The 18,257-nt window shown below is 48.9% G+C and carries 15 protein-coding genes; 4 read left to right on the top strand and 11 right to left on the bottom strand.

The window, feature by feature from the left end; genetic code table 11:
• Positions 1 to 5: 5 nt before the first annotated feature.
• The 8 genes from IO95_RS06565 to IO95_RS06600 all read right to left on the bottom strand — a co-directional run bounded on the left by IO95_RS06565 (position 6) and on the right by IO95_RS06600 (position 7,779).
• Positions 6 to 527, bottom strand: a complete 522-nt coding sequence (locus IO95_RS06565) for a hypothetical protein (protein ID WP_023491887.1) — start codon at positions 525 to 527, stop codon at positions 6 to 8.
• Between the two features lie 153 nt (positions 528 to 680).
• Entirely contained in the window at positions 681 to 1,178 is a 498-nt protein-coding gene (locus IO95_RS06570) for a DUF2878 domain-containing protein (RefSeq protein ID WP_023491886.1), read from the bottom strand.
• The gene (locus tag IO95_RS06575; RefSeq protein ID WP_037384457.1) at positions 1,175 to 2,395 is read right to left on the bottom strand and encodes a cyclopropane-fatty-acyl-phospholipid synthase family protein; all 1,221 of its coding nucleotides are present in this window, start codon (positions 2,393 to 2,395) and stop codon (positions 1,175 to 1,177) included. The genes IO95_RS06570 and IO95_RS06575 overlap by 4 nt, the downstream gene beginning before the upstream one ends.
• A gap of 2 nt (positions 2,396 to 2,397) precedes the next feature.
• Positions 2,398 to 3,114, bottom strand: a complete 717-nt coding sequence (locus IO95_RS06580; RefSeq protein WP_023492498.1) for a DUF1365 domain-containing protein — start codon at positions 3,112 to 3,114, stop codon at positions 2,398 to 2,400.
• Complete coding sequence (locus IO95_RS06585; protein ID WP_037384460.1) at positions 3,114 to 4,394, bottom strand: NAD(P)/FAD-dependent oxidoreductase; 1,281 nt, start codon at positions 4,392 to 4,394, stop codon at positions 3,114 to 3,116. Before IO95_RS06585 ends, IO95_RS06580 begins: the two co-directional genes overlap by 1 nt.
• A complete protein-coding gene (locus tag IO95_RS06590) occupies positions 4,391 to 5,110 on the bottom strand; it encodes an SDR family NAD(P)-dependent oxidoreductase (protein ID WP_023491395.1) in 720 nt (239 codons plus the stop codon). The genes IO95_RS06585 and IO95_RS06590 overlap by 4 nt, the downstream gene beginning before the upstream one ends.
• Entirely contained in the window at positions 5,107 to 5,541 is a 435-nt protein-coding gene (locus IO95_RS06595) for a nuclear transport factor 2 family protein (protein WP_023491393.1), read from the bottom strand. The genes IO95_RS06590 and IO95_RS06595 overlap by 4 nt, the downstream gene beginning before the upstream one ends.
• 285 nt (positions 5,542 to 5,826) lie before the next feature.
• Positions 5,827 to 7,779, bottom strand: a complete 1,953-nt coding sequence (locus tag IO95_RS06600) for a bifunctional 2',3'-cyclic-nucleotide 2'-phosphodiesterase/3'-nucleotidase (RefSeq protein ID WP_023491392.1) — start codon at positions 7,777 to 7,779, stop codon at positions 5,827 to 5,829.
• Between the two features lie 414 nt (positions 7,780 to 8,193).
• On the opposite strand from IO95_RS06600, the gene cysQ reads away from it, so the two are divergent.
• Positions 8,194 to 8,934, top strand: a complete 741-nt coding sequence (cysQ, locus tag IO95_RS06605; RefSeq protein ID WP_023491391.1) for a 3'(2'),5'-bisphosphate nucleotidase CysQ — start codon at positions 8,194 to 8,196, stop codon at positions 8,932 to 8,934.
• A gap of 82 nt (positions 8,935 to 9,016) precedes the next feature.
• Here cysQ and IO95_RS06610 read toward each other — a convergent pair whose 3' ends face one another.
• On the bottom strand, positions 9,017 to 9,571 hold the full coding sequence (locus IO95_RS06610; RefSeq protein WP_023491390.1) for a YtfJ family protein: 555 nt from the start codon (positions 9,569 to 9,571) through the stop codon (positions 9,017 to 9,019).
• A gap of 385 nt (positions 9,572 to 9,956) precedes the next feature.
• On the opposite strand from IO95_RS06610, the gene IO95_RS06615 reads away from it, so the two are divergent.
• Positions 9,957 to 10,163, top strand: a complete 207-nt coding sequence (locus tag IO95_RS06615) for a DUF1107 domain-containing protein (RefSeq protein WP_037384464.1) — start codon at positions 9,957 to 9,959, stop codon at positions 10,161 to 10,163.
• A gap of 66 nt (positions 10,164 to 10,229) precedes the next feature.
• On the opposite strand, the gene IO95_RS06620 is transcribed toward IO95_RS06615, so the two are convergent.
• Together IO95_RS06620 and msrA are read right to left on the bottom strand one after the other, a co-directional pair.
• On the bottom strand, positions 10,230 to 11,561 hold the full coding sequence (locus IO95_RS06620; RefSeq protein ID WP_037384466.1) for a hemolysin family protein: 1,332 nt from the start codon (positions 11,559 to 11,561) through the stop codon (positions 10,230 to 10,232).
• Positions 11,562 to 11,741: 180 nt separating this feature from the next.
• On the bottom strand, positions 11,742 to 12,380 hold the full coding sequence (gene msrA, locus IO95_RS06625; protein WP_152554906.1) for a peptide-methionine (S)-S-oxide reductase MsrA: 639 nt from the start codon (positions 12,378 to 12,380) through the stop codon (positions 11,742 to 11,744).
• Positions 12,381 to 12,703: 323 nt separating this feature from the next.
• Here msrA and IO95_RS06630 point away from each other — a divergent pair, with 323 nt between their 5' ends.
• Positions 12,704 to 14,440, top strand: coding sequence for an autotransporter assembly complex family protein (locus IO95_RS06630; protein ID WP_023490222.1), 1,737 nt, complete (start codon positions 12,704 to 12,706; stop codon positions 14,438 to 14,440).
• Positions 14,437 to 18,255 (top strand): translocation/assembly module TamB domain-containing protein, encoded by a 3,819-nt coding sequence (locus IO95_RS06635; RefSeq protein WP_023490221.1) that lies wholly within the window; start codon positions 14,437 to 14,439, stop codon positions 18,253 to 18,255. The genes IO95_RS06630 and IO95_RS06635 overlap by 4 nt, the downstream gene beginning before the upstream one ends.
• The last annotated feature ends 2 nt before the right edge of the window (positions 18,256 to 18,257 follow it).

An 18,257-nucleotide genomic window follows, 5' to 3' on the forward strand; every position in this document is an offset into this window, starting at 1 on the left:
GGTTATTATTTGGCTCTTCCCAATAACTGTTGGCGTAATTCAGGATACGAGGTACGAGCATCTAACCAAATAGCTAGAAACCAACGACTTAAGTCGGCAGAGAGGGGGCCGCCCAATGGGGAAAAAGCAGCTGTGCTGCCCGCCGGACGATACCAGAATTGTCCCTGTTTATTTTGCAGTACAAACGCCAACTGGCTGCCGTCTTGAACATCAGGCCAGAGTTTGCGTAACAGGGCTAACCAGGCTTCACTTTGCGGCTCCTGACTCAATACGCCTAGGGCCTGCCACTGCTCACGTGTGGCATCAATTAAATCGTCGCTATCAATATTACGCCGGTAAGTAATGATTAATGCCTGATCGGCCAATGGCCCCGCATAATGACCTTCAGGAAGACGTAACTGGGAATCATAGATCTTGAACGGTCCCCAATTTAAGGTTGCAACACCGCTCATTGGCCATTGCAACCACTCATTTGCATATGTTGTGAGCGAGACAAATAACAGCAATACGCCTAGAGAGTGTTTCACATCTTTCCTCCGTTAATATACCCGTCACCATGCTTGTCATTGGGGGGCGTGGGATGGGTATCGTCATCCCGTTTCTCTACACCCAGTGAGATGATGAATCTTATCCTACAGTTCAGCACAAGCCTGGTTCAAATCGCTTCCTGGTTTTGTTGCCTAGTTACGACGTGCAAAAAACTGAACATAGAGAACGTTGAATAACAAGATCAAGCCTGCCCAGCCGATGGCTAGCAAGCTGAGAGTGATAAACAGAGGCTGATGAAAAGTCATTGCGCCCATATTTTTGCCAATAAAATAGGCAAATGGCCCACCAACTGCCCCCATCACCAGCCAAATCCAGCTGGGTAACGCCGATTGCCATGTCAGCGGTGCCCAGAGACAAGCAAACATCAGCCATAATGCTAGCATCCACAAGGGGATTAACCCCGAACCATCAAATGACACGATACCTGTTGCTACCCATAGGGCATCTATTCCACTACCCACTATCGCCAGTAATAAGGCCGCTCGGCGCTGCAGTGGAGGCAATAAACACCAGACCAGGATCGCCATGGCAAGCCATAACAGAACGAATCTGTCACGGAAAAAAACCACCAAAAACCAATAGATATCAAAAGCAATAGTGGTTAATACGAGCTGCTGAGATCGACTCATGTTCTTTCAACAGTCATTTGTACCGCGCTAATGGTACGAGCTTGAAATCCCGCTTCGCAGTAACACAGATAAAATAACCACATTCGATGAAAATGGTCATCAAACCCCTGCTTGCTGATCTGAGGCCAAGCATGAAGAAAACGATGACGCCAGTGGTTCAAGGTTTGCGCATAATCAATACCCATATCAAACAGGTTACGGATCACAAAATCCGTGTGATGGGTCATGACGTTACTCAAGGCTGAGATTGAAGGCAAAAAACCGCCAGGGAAAATATAGCGCTGTATAAAATCTACACTTTGGCTATATTGTTTATAGCGCTGATCCTGGATAGTGATCGCCTGTAACACCATTTTCCCTCCAGGTCGTAGCCGTTGCTGACAGCTACGGAAAAATACCGGTAAAAAGGCTTCACCGACTGCCTCTATCATTTCAACTGACACAATCTTGTCAAACTCACCATCGAGATCGCGATAATCTTTCAGTAATACGGTGACCTGCTCAGTCAGGCCAGCCTGTGCAATACGTTTGGTACTGTAATCATATTGTGCTTGAGATAAGGTGGTGGTGGTCACTCGGCAACCGAAATGTCGCGCAGCGTATTCTGCCAAGGCCCCCCAACCGGTGCCGATTTCCAACAGATGATCGTCAGCGGTTAAAGCTAACTGCTCACACAAACGGGCCATTTTGGCGACTTGCGCTGAAGGTAAATCATTGATGCCCGTGCTAAATAACGCACTAGAATAAAGTAAACTTTCATCGAGAAACGAACGATAAAAGTCATTGCCGAGATCATAGTGTGCGGCAATATTCTGCTTGGCCTGATCACGGTTATTACGGTTAAACCAGTGTTGTAATCGTGCGAAAGGCTTATTCAGCCATTTGAAGCCATTTTCCAATTGATCCATCACTGTGCTGTTCTGGGCAAGAATTTCAAGCACTGAGGTTAAATCCGGCGAGTCCCATTCGCCGTCCATCCATGTTTCCGCTGCGGCAATGCTGCCCCCGGAGAACAAACGACGATATACTGAAGGCGAATGGATCACCACCACCGCCTGACGAGCCGCAGTCATCTCACCAAAGCAAAATTGCTGGTTCCCCTCATGCAGGGTTAACCCCCCGCCTTTGATCTGTGATAGCAGACGAAATAAAACCTGTCGGGTTATACGAGCACGACGGGAGAGAGTCTGAGTGAGTGGATAGGTAGGGTCAGTCATGATTAAAGTTTTCTATTGCCAGGGTGGGAATAAACGGGCACGCGTTTAAGCCATAAACGCAATGCTTGCCAATAAATAGTCAGCACTGTTTTTATTGTCATAAAAGGTAATTTAATCGACAAATTTATCATATTAGCGCGAGTTAGTGTTTGCCGCTTTAGCAACAGGGTTGCATCGAATACCTTGTTATGTTGATGATTTTCAATATGTACTTGTAAGGTCTTGCCCGGTACCTTAAAACGCCAATGGTAGGTCATATCCATGGGGTTAAAAGGTGAAACATGGAAGGCTTTTGCTGTCGGCTGTGGATGATAAGCATCAACGACGTAATAGTGACGTTCGTTCCAAGGTGTATTTCTGACTTCTGCCAGTAAGTAGCGGAAGTTTCCAGCATGGTCATAGCAATAATAAAAATTAACTGGATTAAAATGGAAACCGAAATAACGCAGTTGGGTCAGTAGTAAAATTTTCCCATCAATGATCTCGCCTGTGAGCTGCCGCAGTTTTTCTTGCACTGCCTGTTTGAGCGGCTGGCCGAGCGGATAATCGCGATCAAAAAATGCGGTTATCCCCATGCGGTTATACGCAATGCCAACTTTATCGAGCAAAGGCAGTTCATCCAAATCCAGTAATGCCATAAAAATACGGTAGGTAAAAAAATGGTGTTTAGGATGATAGCGCCGATGGCGCAAAACGCCTTGGTACAAACAGCTATTCATTACACCAGACCTCTTACCTGGCTGAGTGCAATACCCTCTACCACATCCAAGGCACTGTGCACCCCATCTTCATGAAAACCGTTATACCAATAGGCACCACAGAACCAGGTATGACGTTGTCCATTGATATCATGACGGCGTGTTTGAGCTTGCCAGGTTTGCGCATTGAAAATAGGGTGGTGATAAACAAAACGTTGATAAACATGGCGCTCATCAATAGGCTTGTCTGGATTAAGAGTGACGCAGAATAACGGGCTGCTAGCAGGTAAGCCTTGTAAAATATTCATATTATAAGTGACGCAAGCCGGAGTATCTTCCTGCTTAGTGGGGTCTGGGTTAAGCAGATAGTTCCAACTTGCCCAGGCTCGACGCTCTACAGGCAACCAGGATTTATCTTTGTGCAGCACCACATCATTGCGTTGCCAAGATATCGCACTGAGGATCTCTCTTTCCTGTTCACTCGGGTCATTTAGTAACCCAAGAGCTTGATCAGCATGGCAGGCAAAAATAATGTTGTCGAAATGTTCCTCTCCACTTTCAGTACCAACCAGGCCGCCGCTATCGGTGCGTGTCACACTCAATACCGGGGTTGAAAAACGAAACTGCATCCGAGGAGATAACTTTTCTATAATCTGACGAACATATTCGCGAGAACCACCAGGCACTACATACCATTGGGGGCGATGTAGAATATCCAGTAAGCCGTGATTATCAAAAAAACGCAAAAAAAGCACTAATGGAAATTGGCGCATATCCTTTAAAGAAGAGGACCAGATGGCAGCTCCCATAGGCAAGATATAATGCTGAGAGAAAAAAGCATCAAACTTGTTAACGGTAAGGAATGTCTCTAAGGTGTGGCCTTCGTTGATGCCATTGTTGAGTTCTTGCTTGGCGCAACGGTTAAATCTGATAATCTCTTTTAACAGTCGCCAAAATTTTGGATTAAGCGCATTACGGTATTGAGCGAATAATGTGGTCAGCGTATGGCCATTATATTCAAGCCCTGTTTGTGGATTTTGAACGGAAAAGCTCATTTCCGTCTTTTGTCCTTGTATACCCAATTCACTGAGCAAGCCGATAAAACGCGGATAGGTTCGATCGTTATAAACGATAAACCCGGTGTCTATGGCCATCTCACCTTGTTCAGTTTTAACATCCACTGTTGCTGTGTGGCCACCCGCGACTGCATTGGCTTCAAACAGAGTGACATCATGATGACCAGCCAAACGCCACGCACAGGTTAAACCTGAGATCCCACTACCAATAATTGCTATTTTCATCGGGTAACCATCCGGCGGAGTAATCTGTTTTGAAGAGATAGTGGTAACAAGGCTAATAAACGCAAAACCAGACAAAAAACATACGGGAATCGGATCTCATTGTGGCCTTGATCCAGCCCCTTGATAATGGCTTTTGCTGCCATTTCAACACTGATCCGGCCTGGCATTGGAAATGTATTTTTCCGTGTAAGGGGAGTATCGACAAAACCCGGGAAAATGACCGAAATAGCAATGCCTTTAGCTTCCCAGTCAAGGCGCAAACTATTTGCCAGGTAAGTCAATGCGGCCTTGGAAGCGCCATAGGCTTCTGCCCGCGGGAAGGGTAGCCACTGAGCCGCTGAACTGACGAAGGCAACTCGGCTACCCGACTGGAGTTGTTCCTGCAAGGCATCTAGACAGTTAACTGGCCCTAACACATTGGTTTCCATTACTCTTTTGACTAAAGCGGCATCTACCTTGCCGTTATCGATGTATTCGCAGGTACCGGCACACAACACCACCAAGTCGACCTGACAATCTTGCAATGCTGCTCGACAAGCCTCGGCATCAGTCATATCAAAGGATCGTGTAATGATGTTGGCATCATATTGTTGTAGCGCAGCCAAGCGTTGCTGATCGCGCCCGCAGGCAATCAGTTTATATCCCTGCTTGGCCCAAGCCTTGACCAATTCCTCACCAATACCTGAGCTTGCCCCCGTGACTAAAATTGATTTCACTGGTTGACCCTCTTTTTCAACTGCTTAATCACCGGACCTAGTAATGGAATATGCTCATAAAGCATGGCTCCCATATCGTAGTAATCGCGTTGCCAGATAATTTTATCGTCCTGAACGCGTAATATGGAACAGCCCTCCAATTCAAGAGTGCGCCCTTTCTCCAATTTAGGATGTGAGTAGGACATGATCCAGTTTAGACAGGTTTGCTGGTCTTGAGAGAAATAAGTGTCGATGGAAAATCGACAGTGAGCGGTGCGAGTCAATAAGCTGCGAAAATAGGCTTCAACTGCAGCGATCCCCGTGTGCTGACCTAAGGGATCAACCAACTCGATCTGTGGATGATAAATTAACGGGAGTAATGCGATTTTTTCACTGTTCAGTTCTGAGTAAAAATCAAGACATTTGCTGATCACTGACGGGGTGGTAGTCATCGCCATTCATTCCTTCGAGCTAAGCGTTAAATTGCAGATAGGTGATACTAACTGCTAGAGTGAATTTTGAGCAACTAACCTTGTGCTGTCGTTGTTATGCACGTTGCTGAACATTAACAGACCCTCTGCATTTGAGTGAGCAAAGTTACACGATTGTATTTTTTTGTACAACTTTGTCGATAGATTATTTGCAAAACATTGAACCGCAGAGTGGCATTTTTCTCTATTTAATTAACGGCAAGCGGGCGATGGAAAGGGCGCATGGGAATGCGCCCGGTTATTTAATTATTTTGATTGTATATCAATTTGATAGAGTGAAAATCCAATGCTGTCACTACCCACGGGTTTCATTGGGTACTGGGCGTTCTGTTGAATAAATGCAGCGGCCTTTTCACTGGCTGCGGTCTCAAAACGGATATCCAGCGGTTGTTGACTTTTGATGCTGGCTAAACGCCAGTTATTGTCAGCTTGAGGGCGTACCGCACCCTGTTGCTGGGTTTCTGCACTGATATAGGCCGCCAGTACTGAGCGATTTTCATCGGGTGAGGCGAAGGCGATATGCTTGTCACCTGTTCCTGCAAACTTACCACCGTAGGCGCGGTAGTTATTGGTTGCCACCAGGAAAGTGGCGTTAGGATCGATCGGTTTGCCATTGAATGTCAGCTGTTTGATGCGCTCGGCCTGGTTATTAATTAGCTCGCATTCACCGTTATAACGTGCGGGTTGAGTGACATCAATCTGGTAATTGACACCATCGATTACATCAAAATTATAGCTGCGGAAGCCATCCCAGTTGATTAACGCTTGTGGTTTGCTGCTGTTGACATCGATTTGATTGAACTGCCCAGCGGAACATTCCAGCCACTCTTTTACCTCCTTGCCGCTGGCTTTGACTACCACCAGCGTATTGGGGTAGAGATAGAGATCAGCTGCATTGCGGAAGGTGAGTTGGCCTTTTTCAACTTCGACAAAGCTGGCGGGATCATTCTTGCGTCCACCGACTTTAAAGGGTGCGGCGGCGGCGAGTACCGGCAGGTCGGCCAAATCCGGATCACCTTGGATATAGTGTTTAACGTAAGCTCTTTGTGCATTATTAACGATCTGGACGCTAGGATCATCCTGCACCAAAGCCAAATAGCTGTATATGTTACTATCAGATTTGCCGATAGGTTTACCGACAAAATCACGTGTTGCCAGGTGATCTTCCGCCAGGATCTTCAGTAATGCGGCATCTTCATCTGCCAGCGATTTCTTGTTCTCTTTGTCATAGATTGGTCGGGCTTCTGCTTTTGCTGCGGTGACCAGCCAACGGCCACTGTCGTTATTTAACTGGAGATCGATGACCCCGAGATGGTCACCCCACTGGCCTGGCATCACTGCGGGTACACCGTTGAGTAACCCCTGGTTGATATCCGCCCCCTGAATTTTGGCAAAATCCGCGCTGGGGAATATCGCGTGAGCGTGGCCGAACATGATGGCATCAATACCTGGCACTTGGCTGAGGTAGTACACCGAATTTTCAGCCATGGCTTTGTAAGGCTCACTGGAGAGGCCAGAGTGCGGGATGGCCACTACCAGGTCCGCCCCTTGCTTACGCATCTCTGGCACATAGTGCTTAGCGGTTGCGGTAATATCGTTAACCGTGACTTTTCCTTGCAGGTTGGCTTTGTCCCAGCTCAGGATCTGTGGCGGTACAAAGCCGATGTAGCCAATCCGCAATGTATGTGTTTTTCCATCGCGATCTTTTACCGGGGTATCGACAATAATATAAGGTGTGAACAACGGCTTTTTCGTGGTTACATCAATGACGTTGGCATTAATGTAGGGGAATTTGGCGCCAGCCAGTGCGTTTTTCAGGTAGTCTAGCCCATAGTTGAATTCGTGGTTGCCGATGTTGCCCACCACATAATCCAGGCTGTTCATCGCCTTGTAGACAGGGTGAATATCCCCTGTTTTTAACCCTTTAGCGGCCATATAGTCCGCTAATGGGCTACCCTGAATAAGGTCACCATTATCCACCAGCACACTGTTGGTCACCTGCTGGCGAGCCTGGTGGATAAGGCTGGCGGTGCGAACCAGGCCGAATTTGTCAGTGGGCTTATCTTTATAGTAATCGAAGTCCATCATATTACTATGCAGATCAGTGGTTTCCAGCACACGCAGGTCAACGGTGGCGGCCTGCGTTGCGGCACAAACCAACAAGGCTAAAGTGGATAATCCCAGAGAACGTTTAATCATTGGCTATCTCCATATTGTAATGATTCCTGTGCGGTTTCTAACGGTAGCGCGTCTGGCAGAAGGGACTTATCCTGCCGTCTGGCTGTTGTTCGATAAGCATTGAGGAATGAGTGATACCCGTTATCACTCAAGCTACAAGGGTGTTGGCTACGGTTCCTCGCCCCCATTGGCAAAGCAGCAAGCGTTGTTGAACATGCAGCGGGTTCTGTCTGGCAACTTGAATGAACTTAGGTATGTATCTCAAATATTTATGTAACTATCATTTGATACCTCGCCAAAATGTGAAGTTTGGCAGAAAATTTATCCATGTAACCTGCAGATGCATAAAGTTGTGATAGCGAAGCGTTGTTGATCAAATACTGTAAGTTGCTGGGAAGAGGGTTCCCCCATAAAGCTGAATGTGAGAGGCGCACTATGTTAGAACAGATTTGCCAATTGTCGCGGGAAGCCGGTATGGCAATCATGGCGGTATATCACGGTGAACAACCCCTTGGCGTAGAAAAGAAACCAGACGATTCCCCCGTCACCGCAGCGGATCTGGCGGCGCATTATATTATCAAACAGGGGTTGGCGGCGCTGACACCTGATATTCCCCTACTGTCAGAAGAGGATCCGCCTGCCTGGGAAATCCGCCGCAACTGGCGACGTTACTGGTTAGTGGACCCACTTGATGGCACCAAAGAGTTTTTGCAGCGCAACGGTGAATTCACCGTCAACATTGCCTTGATTGAAGAGGGGGAAGCGGTGATGGGGGTGGTCTACGCCCCGGCATTGGATGTGTTGTATCTGGCTGAGCGCGGTAAAGCCTGGAAAGAGGAAGCGGGTTGTCGGCAAGAGATCAATGTCATTCCTGCTCAACTACCCGTGGTGGTGGTTAGCCGCTCTCATGTTGATGATGAGTTACGTGAATATTTACAACAATTAGGTGAACATCAAACGATTCCGGTCGGTTCATCACTGAAATTTTGCCTGGTGGCGGAAGGAAAGGCTCAACTCTACCCACGTTTTGGACCAACCAATATTTGGGATACCGCCGCAGGGCATGCAGTGGCAGCGGCAGCGGGTGCTCAAATCCATGATTGGCACGGTAAACCATTATGCTATACCCCCCGTGAGTCTTTTTTGAACCCGGGTTTTCGGGTATCTCTGTTTTAGTCTGGCACTGTCCTGCCGTTGCCTCTCATTCTTCAAGTTGCAGCTGATATTGCTGCAACTTGAAGAATGAGAGGTATCAAGGCTATTTTAGCAGTTGGTGCAGTAACGCCATCACCTGTATTACCTCTTGCGGAGTCAGTGCGCCCTCTTTGGCAAACTGGATCTTGCCTTCTTTATCCAGCACTACCATCGCCGAGCCTTTGGGCTGTAGCTCCCAAGCCTTCAGGACGATGCCATTACTGTCGACAATAAATTGTGACCAAGGAAACTCTTTCTTGCTGTCTTCTATACTGTTACGGACAAACATGGCGGTACCGATAATGGCATCATCAGTATTAATGATTGTCGTCGTTTGGTAATAATCATGAGGTAGTTTGGCTGCCTTGATGGCATCAATCAGCGGGGTGTTTATCTCTTTGGCTGAGGTGCGACCAGCAATATGCTGTACCACGCGCACTTTTCCATTGAGCTGAGCACTACTCCAGGTTTTGTAGCTAAACTGGTTATTAAGGTACAACAGTTCCCCTTTGTCACTGACCCCGGTGGGTGGCACACGCTGTTGGAGCTGGAAGTTGTGGGCGCTGGCTAACATGGGCACTAACAGTAACGAGATCACTAACAGGATACTTTTTTTCATGTGTTCTCCGGCATCAAGGAATACGTGTTGACCAACATTAGATGCTTAAAGCATAGGTAGCCATCAGAGGTCTGTCCTGTTAGCTGGTTGCAGTTTTTTCTTTGCTCTGCAGATGAGTTTGTTTTGAGCTTATGTGCTAATAAAGTTAATTAACTCCATACGTGACTCGGTAAATAACTGTAAGGCCAGTTAATCCATCTATTTTTGTTGTATAATATAGTTTATTGAAAGGTGATTGATTGCATTCGGATGTTGAAGTTGCCACTTTGGCCACTGACTGAATGCAGGGAGCTCTGCCCGAGTTCTTCAAGTTGCCGGGCAAAACGCAGCGCGTGTTGAACCCTGCTTGAATGGCAACGGGTATAATGGAAGGAAAGCGAAAAGTATGAAAATTTTCCAGCGTTATAATCCACAAAGAGTGGCTAAGTATGTCAAGATTTTGTTCCGAGGTAGGCTGTATATCAAGGATGTGGGGGCGTTTGAGTTCGACAAAGGCAAAATTCTGCTGCCAAAGGTACGTGATTTACGCCACTTTAGTGTGATGTCTGAGGTCAATCAGCAGGTGTCGTTATTGCAGGCAGAAATAGGCTAAAGGTGGTATTGCCATCGTCATTCAAGTTGCATCAATCCCTAGCCGCTTGAATGACGACGAGGATATTTATACCGGAGGCAGAGTATCTTCTGCTTTGGGGTGAACCAACGCTGGCTTATCGCTCAGTCTGGTAACCAACAGTTGGTCGATTTTATAGCTATCGATATCAACAACTTCAAACTTGTAGCCAGCATACTTTACAAAATCTGTACGTTTTGGGATCTTGCGCAGCATATACATCATAAAACCACCGATGGTTTCGTAATTGCCTGACTGTGGGAATTCATCAATATCCAGTACACGCATCACGTCATCAATGGGGGTTCCCCCTTCAATCAGCCATGAGTTTTCATCACGGGCAACAATTTGCTCTTCTTGGCCTTGCCCCACCAAGTCACCCATCAATGTGGTCATGACGTCGTTCAGAGTGATAATACCAACTACCAGTGCATATTCATTGAGGATCACCGCAAAGTCTTCACCCGCAGTTTTAAAGCTCTCCAATGCTTCTGACAGTGTAAGTGTATCCGGTACGATTAACGCAGAACGGATTTGTACGCCATTGCTTAATGCCAGACTCTGGTTCCCCAAAACGCGGTTTAGCAGGTCTTTAGAGTCCACATACCCGACAACCTGATCGATATGCCCATCACAGACCAGGAATTTGGAGTGAGGATGGGTAGAGATTTTTTCTTTGATACTCTCTTCACTTTCACGCAGGTCGAAGTAGATAACGCTTTCACGGGAAGTCATCGAAGAGGGTACGGTACGTGATTCCAGCTCAAAGACGTTTTCAATCAGTTCATGTTCTTGTTTGCGCAGTACCCCAGCCAGTGCACCGGCTTCCACTACCGCATAGATATCGTCAGAGGTGATATCGTCGTTACGCGCCATTGGCAGTTTAAACAGGCGGAAGATCAGGTTGGCCATTCCATTGAAGAACCAGACCAGTGGGCGGCAAATCATGATTGAGAAACGCATTGGGTTGATGATCCGCACCGCAACGGTCTCCGGTGCAATCATACCGATGCGCTTCGGCGTTAAATCGGCGAACAGAATGAACATACTGGTCACCAGTACAAACGAACAGATAAAACTGACTTGTTCAGAGATCTCTGGTGACAGAAAACGCTCGAAAAATAGTTTGAAACTGGGTGAGAAGGCCGCATCACCGACAATACCACCAAGGATGGCCACTGCGTTGAGCCCGATTTGCACTACCGTAAAGAACAGCCCCGGTGTTTCCTGGAGTTTAAGGACCTTGAGGGCATTGATGTTGCCTTCATCAGCCATCAATTTAAGTTTTATCTTACGGGAAGCGGCCAGAGAAATTTCTGCGAGCGAAAAAAATGCGCTCACCGTGATTAGAAAAAGAATCAGCAAAATACTGTTTAACATAATCTATCCATTCGTGCCGACGCGACGGAATGTCAGCGCTCTTTTGGAGGGGGTAATACCGTGTAAAAAATGAATCATAGTGCACGATGTGCCGTGCTGTTAAAAATGGGGCCACCCATGCAGCCCGCTACAGTATAGCAGTTGCCCCATCAGGGTAGCCAGTGGTTAAAAATTAACAGGTTATCCTTGAGGTGGCAGGCAGACGCCAATCCCTCCCAAGCCACAATAGCCATCAGGGTTTTTATGCAGATACTGCTGATGGTAATCTTCGGCATAGTAGAAAGGTAGAGCGGCCAGGATCTCGGTGGTAATGGTACGTTGATCACCCGCCTTGCTCATGGCTTGCTGGAAACGCTGCAAACTCAACGCTGCCTCTGCTTGTTGCTCGGTATTAGTATAATAAATGGCAGAACGGTACTGGGTGCCGATATCGCCCCCTTGGCGCATACCCTGGGCCGGATCATGGTTCTCCCAAAACACCTGTAGCAAATGGCGATAATCGGTGATGTTGGGATCGAACAGGATGCGTACCACTTCAGCATGGCCAGTCTGTCCGCTACACACTTCACGATAAGTTGGGTTCGGTGTGTATCCACCACTATAGCCTGCGGCGGTGCTGTAAACCCCTGGTTGCTGCCAAAACAAGCGCTCAACGCCCCAGAAACAGCCCATGGCAAAGATGGCAACCTCCATGCCTTCTGGTACGCTGGTCATGTCGTGGCCAGTCACGGCATGCGTGCTTGCTACTACCAGGGGGGTAGCACGCCCCGGAAGTGCACTTGCTTGATCGACGTTTTCAGATTTATCAAAAGATTGAATCACGATAGACTCCTGTTGCCCTATTAATAATTGCCTTAATCACTGAGGGTTACTCAAGCTGCGGGTGTTTTGGCTGCCATTTGCCTGAATCTGACCATAAAGCAGCGAGTCAATTATCACTGTCCGTTTCTTTGCTCACAATCAGTCTTGTGTCGCACTGGTATATATTGGTCACCATTCAAACGGTAGGGACTTCAACTTGAATGGCGTTGCGGATAATATGCGGTGTCTGTTGTTAGTCTGTAAAGAGGTGGTTTTGATCGTTTGAGTAATTTCAGCCCTACAGCAAAGTGACTGACAGTAAAATAAATTAAGGAGACGTTGTGCCAAGATACCCGGTCCTTTGTGTTTTATGCGCGCTATTGATTATGCCGCCGGCATTGGCAGCAAATGTGCGCCTTCAGGTCGAAGGTCTGAGTGGTGAATTGGAAAGGAACGTCCGCGTGCGTCTTTCAGCGATCACACCCGAAGAGGTGAATGCTGAAGGGCGTTTCCGTGCTCGAGTTGATGCAGCCATCCGCCAGGGGTTGCGTCCGTTGGGGTATTATGAGCCAATTATTGATTTCACTTTTGATGATAACCCAACACTTTCTCGACCGGTATTGCGCGCTAAGGTTGATCCTGGTGAGCCGGTACGCATTTCTGGGGTGAATATTGCCCTGCAAGGGGAGGCGAGCACGGATCAAGATTATCTGGATCTGGTACGCACCAGCAGGCCCGCCATCGGTGAGATCCTCAACCATGGTCAGTATGACGGTTTCAAAAGTGGATTGACGGGGTTGGCACTGCGTAAAGGCTATTTTGACGCCAATATGCCAAAGAGCCAACTTGGTGTGGCCAAAGAGTTGCACAAGGCTTTTTGGGACATTGATTTTGATAGTGGTGAGCGATATCACTTCGGAAAAGTCAGGTTTAAAGGCTCACAAATTCGTGAGGACTACCTGCAAAATCTGGTGCCCTTTCATCAGGGAGATTATTACACGTCAAATGACCTGGCTGAGTTGAACCGGCGTTTATCCGCCACCAACTGGTTTAATTCGGTGGTGGTATCTCCAGACTTCGCTGATGCTAAAGAGAACAAGATTTTGCCGTTAGATGCGCTGGTCACCCCACGTAGTAGCAATATTGTCGAGATGGGGGGCGGTTTTTCTACCGACATTGGGCCGCGTGTACTCGGCAGTTGGCGCAAGCCCTGGCTGAATGATCGCGGCCATAGCTTGACCACCAGCGCTAATATTTCCGCACCGGAACAACAGTTGGATCTCAGTTATAGAATACCGCTGTTGCGCAGTCCCCTTGAACAATATTATCTACTGCAAGGGGGGTTCAAACGCACCGATCTGAACGATACCCAATCCGATAGTAGTAAGTTAGTGGTTTCACGTAACTGGGATCTTTCCAGCGGCTGGCAGCGAGCGCTGAACCTGAGTTTGCGTCTGGACCATTTTACCCAAGGGGATGTGACGAATACCACCACGTTGCTGTATCCCGGGGTGAGATTTTCCCGCGTTCGAGCTCGGGGGGGGATGATGCCGGTATGGGGGGATAGCCAACGCTATTCTTTTGATGTTTCTGACACGACCTGGGGGTCTGGCGTCGATTTTGCGTTGATCCAGACACAGAACGTTTGGATCCGCAGCTTGGCGGAAAAACACCGTTTTGTGGCTCGTGGGCAAGTTGGTTGGATTGAAACCAATGATTTTGACAAGGTCCCGCCTGATTTACGTTTTTTTGCTGGTGGTGATCGCAGTATTCGCGGTTACAAATTTCAGGCGGTCTCTCCCCGCGACAGCAATGGCGCACTAACCGGGGCTTCCAAGCTGATGACCGGTTCGCTGGAATATCAATACAATGTCTCTGGTCGCTGGTGGGGTGCGATGTTTGTTGACTCGGGTCAGGCGATTAACAGTATCAAAGAAAGCGATCTTAAAACGGGAGCGGGGGTCGGTGTGCGTTGGCAATCACCCGTTGGGCCAGTGAAGCTCGATATCGCCACACCCATTGGGGATAAAGACACTCATGGTGTGCAGTTCTATATCGGTTTGGGGCCTGAACTATGAGCTGGTTGAAAAAGATTTGTCTGGGATTTTTGATCCTGCTGCTGCTACTGATTGGTTCGTTGGCATTTCTGTTGGGGACCACCACGGGTTTGCATCTGGCCATCAATGGGGCTGTTCGCTGGGTGCCGGGGCTGGAGATTGCAACAGTCAGCGGTGGCTGGCGTGATTTGACGCTGAAAGGCATCAAATATCAGATGCCTGGCGTGTCAGTCAACGCGGGGCAATTTCATCTCTCACTTGATTTCTCTTGCCTGAGAAACAGCACCTTGTGCATCAATGCATTGACCACGCAGGATGTGGAGGTGGTGGTGAAAACGGCTGAAATGCCACCATCCACATCAGTAGAAGAGCAACCGCAGCCTATTTCCGATATTCGTACGCCTTATCCGCTGACCTTGCGCAAGCTGGCATTGAATAATGTCAACGTCAGGGTGGACGACATGGTTATCTCTCTAGGGGAATTTAGTTCCGGGGCTCAGTGGCAAGGGCGTGAGCTGACCCTGATGCCCACCACGGTTCATGCCTTACAGGTTGCATTGCCAAAAACCCCCGCCAATGCGTTGCCCCCAGAGCATCAACCCGCGGCAGATCCAGTATCGAAGGCCGCGACAGATAAAACCCCGGCAATGCCATTATCGGCGGCGGTACCAGAGCAACCATTGGGGGAGATGCTGAACGCATTGTTTGCCAAACCGCTGTTACCTGAGCTACCGATGATCCGTTTGCCGCTGGATATTACGGTTCAGCAACTTAACGCTGATCAACTGCAGTTGACGGGTGACACTGATGTGACCATCACCAGTCTATTACTGCAGGGGCGCACCCTAGAGCAGCACATTCAGTTAGATCAATTGACGGTGAGGTCTCCGCAAGGCCAAGCCTTTGTTAAAGGTCAGGTTACTCTGGCCGATAGTTGGCCGCTTGAGATGGCGGTGAACAGCACATTGAATATCGAACCGCTGAAAGGGGAAAAGCTAAAGCTGAACATAAGTGGTGGGTTACGTGAAGAACTGAACGTCACCTTGAACCTTTCTGGGCCAGTCAGTGCGCAACTGGATATGCAAACTCGATTGGCAGAGGTGGGATTACCCTTGATGCTGACGCTGCAAAGCAAACAGCTACAGTGGCCGCTGACAGGGGAAATGCAATATCAGGTGAATGATCTTCGCGTGCGTGTTAACGGCAAGGCGGCCGATTATGCTCTCTCCGCCCGGGCCAATATTAACGGCCAGGATTTACCTGCGGCAGTGCTACAGCTTGATGGCAAGGGTAATCTTGAGCAATTCAACCTGGATCGTTTGCGTTTGGCCGCACTGGAGGGGCATGCTGACCTTACTGCTCTGGTTGACTGGCGTCAGGCTATCAGTTGGACCTCACAATTAACGCTAACCGGCATTAATACCGCCAGGCAATGGCCTGACTGGCCTGCTCGTCTAGAAGGGAAAATAACCACCCGGGGTAGCGTTCACGGTGGTAGTTGGCAACTCCAGGTGCCGGAGTTGCAACTGGACGGCAATGTGAAACAACACCGTCTATCGGCGCAGGGTTCGTTGCGTGGCAATGCGGCGGGTCAGTGGTCTATCCCCAGTATCGACCTGGCTCTGGGGCGCAATACCCTCAGCATCAAAGGCCAGTTGGATGAAAAAAACTGGTTGCTGGATAGCAAACTTGATGCACAACATCTTGATGGTACCTTGCCGGGGCTGGCGGGGAATATCACTGGGCAGTTGAGACTACGCGGCAATCTACAGGCTCCGCAACTGCTGACAGACCTGACCGCACAGGGTTTGCAATGGCAGGCTCTGCATATTCAACAGGTGAAACTGGACAGTGATATTCGCTCTGGTGAACAGGTTCAGGGGCAATTGACACTCCGGGTAACACAACTGAAACAAGATGCTCTGCAGATCAACCAGTTGACCTTGGATGCCAGAGGAAGCGAACGCCAGCATCGGTTGCAGCTAAGTATTGATGGTAAGCCGGTTTCTGGGCAATTGGCCCTGGAGGGGAGTTTTGACCGTCAACTGCAACGCTGGCGCGGTAACCTGAATAACACCTATTTTGATACCCCAGTGGGGGAATGGCGTCTGACTCGTGCTATCGCGTTGGATTACCTGCATACGCAGCAGAGAATCAGCATCGGGCCACATTGCTGGCTTAACCCGAATGCTGAGCTTTGTGTGCCAAGAACCATTGACGCGGGTGCCAGTGGCCAAGCTAGCGTGGTGCTTAACCGTTTTGACTTGGTGATGCTTAAACCCTTCCTGGGGCCAGACACTGCACTCAGCGGCCTGTTTAGTGGCCGGGCTGAGGTGAGTTGGCAACCCGGTGGGGCGTTACCCCAAGCGAGAGTCTCGCTGGTGGGTAACGGGGTGAAAGTAGTGCAACAACTGCAAGGCAGTGCGTTGCCGATTGCTTTTGACACCATCAACCTCAATGCCGCTTTGAACCAGGGGCGGGCGCAAGCTGACTGGTTGATTAAGCTGACCAATAATGGCCAGTTAAATGGCAACATTCAGGTCACTGACCCACAAGTGCGTCGTGCTATCAGCGGTAATGTGAATATTAGCGATATCTCGCTGGCGCTGCTCAATCCAATTCTGGTGCAGGGTGAGAAAGCCACGGGAAGGCTGAACGCCAATCTGCAATTAGGCGGTAGTGCGCAGCATCCTTTAGTATTTGGTCGCTTGGCACTGGAGAAAGCGGTTATTGTCGGCCACTGGATGCCGTTTGATATGACCGAAGGGCGTCTGGTGCTGAACTTCAATGGCATGACATCGACCCTGGAAGGGCTGCTCGCGACGACCAACGGCCAACTGAACCTGACGGGGGATGCTGACTGGCGGGATATCACCGCCTGGCGTGCGCGTATTGCCGCCAAAGGCAACCGTCTACGTGTGACGATACCACCGATGGTGCGTATTGATGTCTCACCGGATTTACAGTTTGAAGCAACGCCACAACTGCTCTCTCTTAATGGTTCAGTGGGTATCCCATGGGCGAGGATTACAGTACAGGAGTTGCCGGAGAGTGCGGTAGGCATTTCATCTGATGAAGTGATGCTTGATAACCAGCTCCAACCGATCCAACCTGCTTCGGCGTTGATCCCTATCAGTAGCCATCTGATGATCCATGTCGGTAACGATGTTACTCTGGACGCCTTTGGTCTGCAGGCCAGCTTGCGTGGTGATCTGCGTGTCGTTCAGGATCCGCGCGGGTTAGGTCTGCATGGTCAAATTAATATTCCATCAGGTCGTTTTCATGCTTATGGCCAGGATCTCCTTGTGCGTAAAGGGCTACTATTGTTTTCTGGCCCAGCGGATCAACCGATGCTGAATATTGAAGCAATCCGTAACCCAGATGCGACGCAAGATGGTGTCACCGCTGGGGTGCGGGTGACGGGAATGGCGGATGCACCAAGGCTGGAAGTCTTTTCTGACCCGACTTTATCCCAACAGGAAGCCTTGTCTTACCTGCTGCGCGGCCAGGGGTTGAGCAGTAGTGGGGCTGATGGCAATGCCATGACATCAATGTTAATTGGTATGGGGGTTGCACAAAGTGGTCAACTTGTGGGTAAAATCGGAGAAGCGTTTGGCGTAAGTAATTTAGCCCTTGATACCGAGGGGGTGGGTGACAGCTCCAAGGTGGTTGTCAGTGGCTATATTCTCCCTGGCCTACAAGTAAAATATGGGGTGGGGATATTTGATTCATTGGCCACGCTAACGTTGCGATACCGTTTGATGCCCAGATTGTATCTGGAGGCGGTATCTGGTCTTGCCCAAGCACTGGATGTGCTTTATCAGTTTGAGTTTTGAGC

Source organism: Serratia sp. DD3 (assembly GCF_000496755.2).